The organism is Vibrio sp. YT-19(2023) (genome assembly GCF_033337395.1).
The window spans coordinates 1-796 of sequence record NZ_JAWOQN010000357.1; the positions used below are offsets into that span (position 1 = coordinate 1).

General features: G+C 47.5%; 1 protein-coding gene. It reads right to left on the bottom strand.

The window, feature by feature from the left end:
• Positions 1-9: 9 nt before the first annotated feature.
• Positions 10-796, bottom strand: a 787-nt coding sequence (locus R7E78_RS25880) for an FAD-dependent oxidoreductase (RefSeq protein WP_318058576.1), incomplete at its 5' end; no start/stop codon positions are given.

The window sequence follows — 796 nt, forward strand, 5'->3', positions numbered from 1 at the left end:
GTCTTCAGTTTAGTCGAGCTTATCCGCTTTGCCTGCTGGTCCTGCAAGTTTTGCCAGCCACTTATCCCAGATAAATGGTTTTTGACCACAATCTTCTGCCTCTTCTTTTCGGCCTACCGCATTACGCACCGTCATTGCGCCAATCCAGCGAAACGGCTCTGGAGGGAAATGCCCCAATGGTCCTTTGGCTAAGCCACTTCGAGTCCATTCGTTATCCAACCCTAACACCATAGAAGAGAGGATTTTTCCGCCCATGCGAGTCTGCGCAACACCATTACCTGAATAGCCAAAACCATAAAAGACATTACGTTGCTCGTTCAACTTCCCAAAAAATGGAAAGCCGGAGGTTGAGCGATCGGATCCTCCTGTCCATGAGTATTCAAACTCCGCCTCTTTCAAACTCGGGAAAAGTTTATCGAATGACTTCCTTAGAAGATTTTGATAACGAGTTGGTTTATTGAACATCACGTCCACTTGGTTGTTGAAAGAGAACTGATTGCCGCCCTTGCCTAACATGAGACGACCATCTGGCGTATCGCGGTAGTAATGAACAAAAATACGCGAATCCAACACGCTCGTTCCCGCTTGCCAGCCCGTTTTCCGTAACGACTCACCAAGCGGTTTGGTGATGACCATGTCGGAAGAAACTACCACGATACTGTTTTTGAACTGCGTAAAGTGCTCCACCATCCATGCGTTTAATGCCAGCACGACCTGCTTTGCTTTTATTTGTGTGTCAGGAGTGCTCACGGTAGCTGGTTGGCCAAAATCCAATTTGGTCATTGGTGTGTTTTCG